The 6,107-nt window shown below is 70.1% G+C and carries 5 protein-coding genes and 1 pseudogene; 1 reads left to right on the top strand and 5 read right to left on the bottom strand.

The genetic code is table 11. The annotated features are described in order from the left end of the window. From V8688_RS30935 to V8688_RS30915, 5 genes are all read right to left on the bottom strand, one after another. Positions 1–1,169 (bottom strand): Ada metal-binding domain-containing protein (locus tag V8688_RS30935; protein WP_342802278.1); only part of this gene is annotated, 1,169 nt, incomplete at its 3' end. Between the two features lie 89 nt (positions 1,170–1,258). Further along, positions 1,259–1,441, bottom strand: coding sequence for a YbdD/YjiX family protein (locus V8688_RS30930; RefSeq protein WP_342802279.1), 183 nt, complete (start codon positions 1,439–1,441; stop codon positions 1,259–1,261). A gap of 98 nt (positions 1,442–1,539) precedes the next feature. After that, the gene (locus tag V8688_RS30925; RefSeq protein ID WP_342802277.1) at positions 1,540–3,792 is read right to left on the bottom strand and encodes a carbon starvation CstA family protein; all 2,253 of its coding nucleotides are present in this window, start codon (positions 3,790–3,792) and stop codon (positions 1,540–1,542) included. A gap of 231 nt (positions 3,793–4,023) precedes the next feature. Next, positions 4,024–4,434, bottom strand: coding sequence for a VOC family protein (locus tag V8688_RS30920; RefSeq protein ID WP_342802276.1), 411 nt, complete (start codon positions 4,432–4,434; stop codon positions 4,024–4,026). Positions 4,435–4,438: 4 nt separating this feature from the next. Further along, positions 4,439–5,281, bottom strand: coding sequence for a helix-turn-helix domain-containing protein (locus V8688_RS30915; protein WP_316575988.1), 843 nt, complete (start codon positions 5,279–5,281; stop codon positions 4,439–4,441). A 396-nt stretch (positions 5,282–5,677) separates the two neighbouring features. Here V8688_RS30915 and V8688_RS30910 point away from each other — a divergent pair. After that, positions 5,678–6,107: pseudogene (locus tag V8688_RS30910) on the top strand (NADP-dependent oxidoreductase); the annotation flags it as partial.

The raw sequence follows: 6,107 nt of genomic DNA, 5'->3' as shown, positions 1-6,107 counted from the left end.
TCCGCGCCGCGCTCGGCGACCGCCTCGGGGGTGGGGAACAGCCGGGGGGCCGGGCCGTCGATCCGTTCGCCGAGCGCGGCGACCAGTCGCGCGGTGTGCGTCGCCGCGGCTTGGACCGAGATCTGCTGACCGATCATGGTGCGCAGTAACAACTCCGGGCCGTCGAGGCAACCGGGCACGCGAATGCCGGGACCGAACCGATCGCCGGGCACCGCCGTCGCGACATCGCGCAGTCCGGTGTTCGCGGGCGGGACGGCGATGCCGAGACCCTCGTCGATGCCCTCCGGATCGGCGTCCAGGTCGAGCAGGTGTCGCACCCGCGCCACCGTCGGCGCCAGATCGCGCATGTCCCGCAGGGCCAGTTCGGCGCGCACGTGCCCGGACTGGAACGACAACCGAATGGTGGCGTGCCCGTGCGGAGTTCGCAGGCCGCGCGTGTAGACGCCGTCTTCCCACAGTTCCATGCCGGGCACGGTGTGCGCCGACAGGAACCACGACAGCCACCCGGTGTCGATCGGCTCCCGGTACGGCAGTCGCAGCGTGAGCAAACCGGGCGCGGCGGGCGCGACCACATCCGAACGCGGTGAGCGCCGCGACTCGGCGCGCATGGCCGTCGGGCTGACCGCGAACACCTCGCGGACGGTGTCGTTGAACTGGCGGATGCTGGCGAACCCCGCCGCGAAGGCGATGTCGGACATCGGCATCTCGGTGGTCTGGATCAGCAGCCGGGCGGTGTGCGCGCGATGCGCCCTGGCCAGGGCCAGCGGGCCGGCGCCGAGCTCGGTGGTGAGCACCCGGGTGAGCTGTCGCTGGGAATAGCCGAGGGTCGAGGCGAGTGCCGGAACGCCGCCGCGCTCGATCACCCCGTCCCCGATCAGCCGCATCGCCCGCGCGGCCAGATCGGCCCGGACATTCCACAGCGGCGAGCCCGGCGCCGCGTCGGGTAGACACCGGCGGCAGGCGCGATACCCGGCCTGCTGCGCCGCTGCGGCGGTGGGGAGGAACGAGACATTGGCCCGCTTGGGCGTGATCGCGGGGCAGGAGGGTCTGCAGTAGATGCCGGTCGTGCGCACCGCGGTGAAGAACTGCCCGTCGAAGCGGGAATCCCGGGTCGAGACCGCCCGGTAGCAGCGCTCGAAGTCCAAAGCCGTGATCGTCACGGATTCCACAATGCCCGCAGACCGGACGGGCTGCTAGCGGAAATCGGCCACTTATCCCGGGCCTCGGCGGTCGGAAATTCTCGCGCCGCGCGGCGGCCTCAACAGCAGCGGGTGGTGGGGTTTCGCTCGGCCTCGGCATAGCGGTCGCGCCAGTACTGGCGCTCGCTGGGGATCGGGCAGCCGGGATGGTCGCGTCGCAGGTGATCGACGTAGCGCTGGTAGTCCTGACCGCCGTTGATCGCGCTGTACCACCGGGCGACCCCGCGCGCGCCCGCCCACACCCGCGACAACAGCACTCGCACGGTCGGGCGCGGCGCCGTGGCCGCAGGGCGGGGGGCGGCCGATCCGGTGAACCGGCCGTCCCCGTCCCGCGACACACTCACGACACGTGCGCCGATCCGGGTGCGGCCACCTTGCCCTCGGCGATCAGCGCGTCCCACTCCTTCTGCACGTCCTTCTCCGCGGCGGTCGAGACGAAACCGCTGGGCGCGAAGATCTTCGACGGCTGCTCCTCGGACTCGGTGCTCGACACCGTGCCCGAGCGAACGGCCCTGGCACACACGATCGCGCCGACCACGGTGACGATCAGCACCAGCACCGCGAACACGATCGAGAGCGTGCCCTGGATGAGGGTGTTGCGGATGGCGATGTCGACCTGCTCGGGCGTCTTCGCCGTCAGGCAGCCCGTGCCCGCCTCCTTGGCGGCCTGGCACAGGCTGTGCTGCTTCCAGTAGCCGAGCTTGGGGTCGGCGGAGAAGATCTTCTGCCAGGACGCGGTCATCGTGACGAGCAGATCCCAGACCAGCGGAACGCCGGGAATCCAGGCCCATTTCAGCAGTCCGCGCTTGATGATGATGGTCAGCACCACCGTCAGGGCGATCGCGGCGAGCAGCTGGTTGGCGATGCCGAACAGCGGGTAGAGCGCGTTGATGCCGCCGAACGGATCGTTGACGCCCATCAGCAGCACACTGCCCCAGCCCGCGACGACCAGCAGCGAGCACAGCCACGCGCCGACCCGCCACGACGGATCACGGAACTTCCTGAACCCGCCGCCGAAGTTGCCGAGCGCGTCCGAGACCAGGAACCGCGCGACCCGGGTGCCCGCGTCGATCGTGGTGAGGATGAACAGCGCCTCGAACATGATCGCGAAGTGGTACCAGAAGGCCTTCATCGATTCGCCGCCGAGGAACTTGTGGAAGACCTCGGAGATGCCGACCGCCAGCGTCGGCGCGCCACCGGTGCGCGAGATGATCGACTTCTCACCCACGTCGGCGGCCGCGTCGGCGAACAGCTCCGGCGTCGCCGGCGGGCCGGACAGGCCGAGCGTATTCGTGTACGCCGCGGCCTTTTCCGGGGTGCCGCCGGTGAGACCGAGCGGCGCGTTCATGCCGAAGTACAGGTGCTGATCGATGATCGAGGCCGTGATGATCGCCATCACCGCGACGAACGACTCCATCAGCATGCCGCCGTAGCCGATCATCCTGGCGTTGGATTCCTTGGCCAGCAGCTTGGGCGTGGTGCCCGAGGAGACCAGGGCGTGGAAGCCCGACAGCGCGCCACAGGCGATGGTGATGAACAAGAACGGGAACAGGCTGCCTGCGAACGCCGGACCCGTTCCGCTGTGCGCGAATTCGGAGACCGCGGGCGCCTTCAGCACCGGCATCGTGATCAGGATGCCCGCCGCCAGCAGCACGATGGTGCCGACCTTCATGAACGTCGACAGATAGTCGCGCGGGGCCAACAGCAGCCACACCGGCAGCACCGAGGCGAAGAAGCCGTAGGCGATCAGGCACCAGGCGATGGTGGTGCGCGACAGCGTGAACCAGTCGGCGCCCCACTCGGTCTCCGACACCCAGCCGCCGCCGACGATCGCCGCCAGCAGCAGCGCGATGCCGATCGCGGAGACCTCTCCGACCTTGCCCGGCCGCAGATACCGCAGGTACACACCCATGAACAGGGCGATCGGGATGGTCATCGCGATGGAGAACACGCCCCACGGGCTCTCCCCGAGCGCGTTGACGACGACCAGCGCCAGCACGGCGAGCAGGATCGTCATGATGGCCAGGATCGCCACGATCGCGGCGACACCACCGACCGCGCCCAGCTCGTCGCGCGCCATCTGCCCGAGGCTGCGCCCGCGCCTGCGCGTCGAGGCCCACAGCACCAGGTAGTCCTGCACCGCGCCGGCGAACACCACGCCGACGACGATCCAGATCGTGCCGGGCAGGTAACCCATCTGCGCGGCGAGCACCGGGCCGACCAGCGGCCCGGCGCCCGCGATGGCGGCGAAATGGTGACCGTAGAGCACCCGCCGGTCCATCGGCATGAAGTCTTTGCCGTTGTCGTAGAGCTCGGCGGGCGTGGCGACATCGTCGCGCGGCTTGGTGATCTTCCATTCGATGAACCGCGCGTAGAACCGGTACGCGATGATGTAGGTACAGACCGCCGCGATGACGATCCACACCGCGTTGACCGACTCGCCGCGTACGAACGCGACAATCGCCCACGCGATCGCGCCGAGCACGGCGATCCCCGCGAACACGGCCTTCTTGGCGGTCGTGATCGGCGTGCGATCGACGACACCGACCGGAGGCAAGTCCGGGTCGGTCCGCAGATATTCGATGGTCGCCATGTGCCAACTCTCCTGGTATAACGCGCAGAGCCTCGGGTGAAACATCGACAACGTAGCCGATCGGCCCAGCGCGCCGGACAGGATCACCCACCGTCGCGGCCAAGATGAAATTTTGTTCAGAGTTGGATGGAGCGCTGGCGCGCTCGAGGTCGCGGCCCCGGGACGGCCGCGACCCGCCGCTGCGCGGCGGGCCCCTCCTCGAGGTCGGGGCGTGCGTGGCTGGGAGCGCGGTTACTCGCCCCGGTAGGTGCCGAAGCTCCAGAGGTTGCCCTCCGGGTCGGCGACGCTGAAACCGCGGGAGCCGTAGTCCTCGTCGCGCAGGTCGCGGATGAGGCGCGCGCCGGCCGCGGTGACCCGCGCGTGCAGTGCGTCGGGTTCGTCGGTGACCAGGTAGAGCGAGGCGACGCCGGCCGGGCGGGTGCCGAAGGGGCTGTCGTCGCGGCCGGTGGAGCCGAACATGATGCCGCCGCCGCCCGGCCAGCGCAGTTCGCCGTGTTCGACGACCGAGGCGTCGTCGTCCCTGGCGTAGACGGCGACCTCTTCGAAACCGAAGGCGGTGGTGAGGAATTCGATCATGGCGCGAGCGTCGTCGAAGGCGAGGCAGGGCCAGACCGTGGTCTGGGTATTGGTTGAAGTGTCCATGTGTTCAGCCTCCCGCCGCGGGGGCGTTCGGGTCTTGGACGGATGGAATCTCCTCGGCCAGCCAGGTCGTCGGGGCGCAGCCGGCCAGCTCGGCGAAGTCGCGGTTCAGGTGCGCCTGGTCGTAGTAGCCGCAGGCAGCGGCGACCTGGGCGATGGAGACATACGACGGCGTATTCGCCAGCATCCGGCGCGCCCGCTCGAACCGGATGATCCGCGCGGCCAGCTTCGGGCTCGCGCCGAACTCGGCGGTGAACCTGCGGGTCAGATGCTGACGGCTCCAGCCGATCCGCTCGGCCAGCGGAGTGATCTCGCAGGTGCCGCCGGTGCCGACGAGAGTGCGCCATGCCCAGGACAATTCGGGACCGGCGAGGGTGTCGGTGCGGGCGGCGGCGGTGAGCGCGCGGTCGCAGGCGACGAAGCGGCTCGGCCAATCCGCGTGCGATTGCACGGCATCGGCGAGCTGATCGCCCAACGGGCCACCGGCGTCGGCGCATTCGATCGAGATGTCCCACAGTTCACTGGCCGGCATCCCGAACAGGACCCGGCTGCCCAGCGGGGTCAGTTCGATCGCGATGCCCTCCTGGAAACCGGTGTGCGCGATGGTCGCCGGGCTCGCTTGCAGGCCGCTCAGGACACAGCGGTAGCTGCCCGGCGCCTGGTGCGGGTCGGTGTGCTCGACCACGTCGATCGTCGGGCCGATGGCGACGATGAAGGTCATGTGCCGTGACGGCAGGCCCCGGTGCAGGCCGGGTTCGAATCCCGCGAGCCGGTAGCCGATATAGCGGTCGATGAATGCCGCCAATATCGGCGCGGGGGTCGCGGTCACCACCTCCGTGGTCGCCTCCATACGGTCACGCTACGCCGGGGGCGGTGCCGGCGACCAGGGCTGTGGGGCGGCGCGCTGATCGCCACGGCAGGGAGCGCACGGGCTTGGTGGCGCGCAGTGGGTCCGAGGAGCGGGGGCGCGAGGGTGCGGACTCGTGTGGCGCAGTGGGCCCGAGGTACGGCGGGCGGATGGCGATCGCGAGAGTGCGTGCTCGGCGCAAGAGCTCGGGCGGCGGGCGATCCGGCCGGTGTGGCGTGACGCACGCGTCTGCTGCGCCGGCGCGGGGTAATCGTGCTGTGAAGGTGCTCTCCGTGCCGTGCGCACGGCGGTGAGATTTAGCACTCACAGGTCCGTGAGCTGTGGTTACGCGCACTCAGCCGGTTACCGTTGCGCCTTCGCCCAATCTCAGGAGGTGTCATGCGGCGAGTTCGGTACGAGCGCAGCGGTGGTCCGGAGGTGCTCGAGGTCGTCGCGGCCGAGGTGCCGGTGGCCGGTCCCGGTGAGCTGCTGGTCAAGGTCGAGGCCATCGGGGTCACCCTCTCGGCCATCCGGCGCATCAACGGTCCGCAGGAGTTGCGGGCCGAGGTGGCCGGTGAGGTCGTCGCGGTCGGTGACGGAGTGGACGACTACGCGGAGGGGTACCGCGTCGTCGGTCTGTGCGCCGACGCCTACGCCGAGTACGTCGTGCTCCCCGCCGACCAGGCCTCGGCCATTCCCGACGGCGCGTCCGCGGTCGACGCCGTCGCGCTGATGCGCAGCGGTCTGGTCGCGCTCGGCGCGCTCGACACCGCGGCGCCGCGGGAGGGCGAGACCGCCCTGATCACCGCCGCCGCCGGTGGCGTCGGCC

This window comes from Nocardia sp. No.11, from assembly GCF_038752175.1.
In the GTDB taxonomy this organism is placed as follows: Bacteria; Actinomycetota; Actinomycetes; order Mycobacteriales; family Mycobacteriaceae; genus Nocardia; species Nocardia canadensis.
This window is presented reverse-complemented; position numbering and strand designations above follow the sequence as displayed.

Coding starts and splice junctions, on each gene's coding strand:
- V8688_RS30920 (WP_342802276.1), bottom strand. CDS start 4,434: ATGGACACTTCAACCAATACCCAGACCACGGTCTGGCCCTGCCTCGCC.
- V8688_RS30915 (WP_316575988.1), bottom strand. CDS start 5,281: ATGGAGGCGACCACGGAGGTGGTGACCGCGACCCCCGCGCCGATATTG.
- V8688_RS30925 (WP_342802277.1), bottom strand. CDS start 3,792: ATGGCGACCATCGAATATCTGCGGACCGACCCGGACTTGCCTCCGGTC.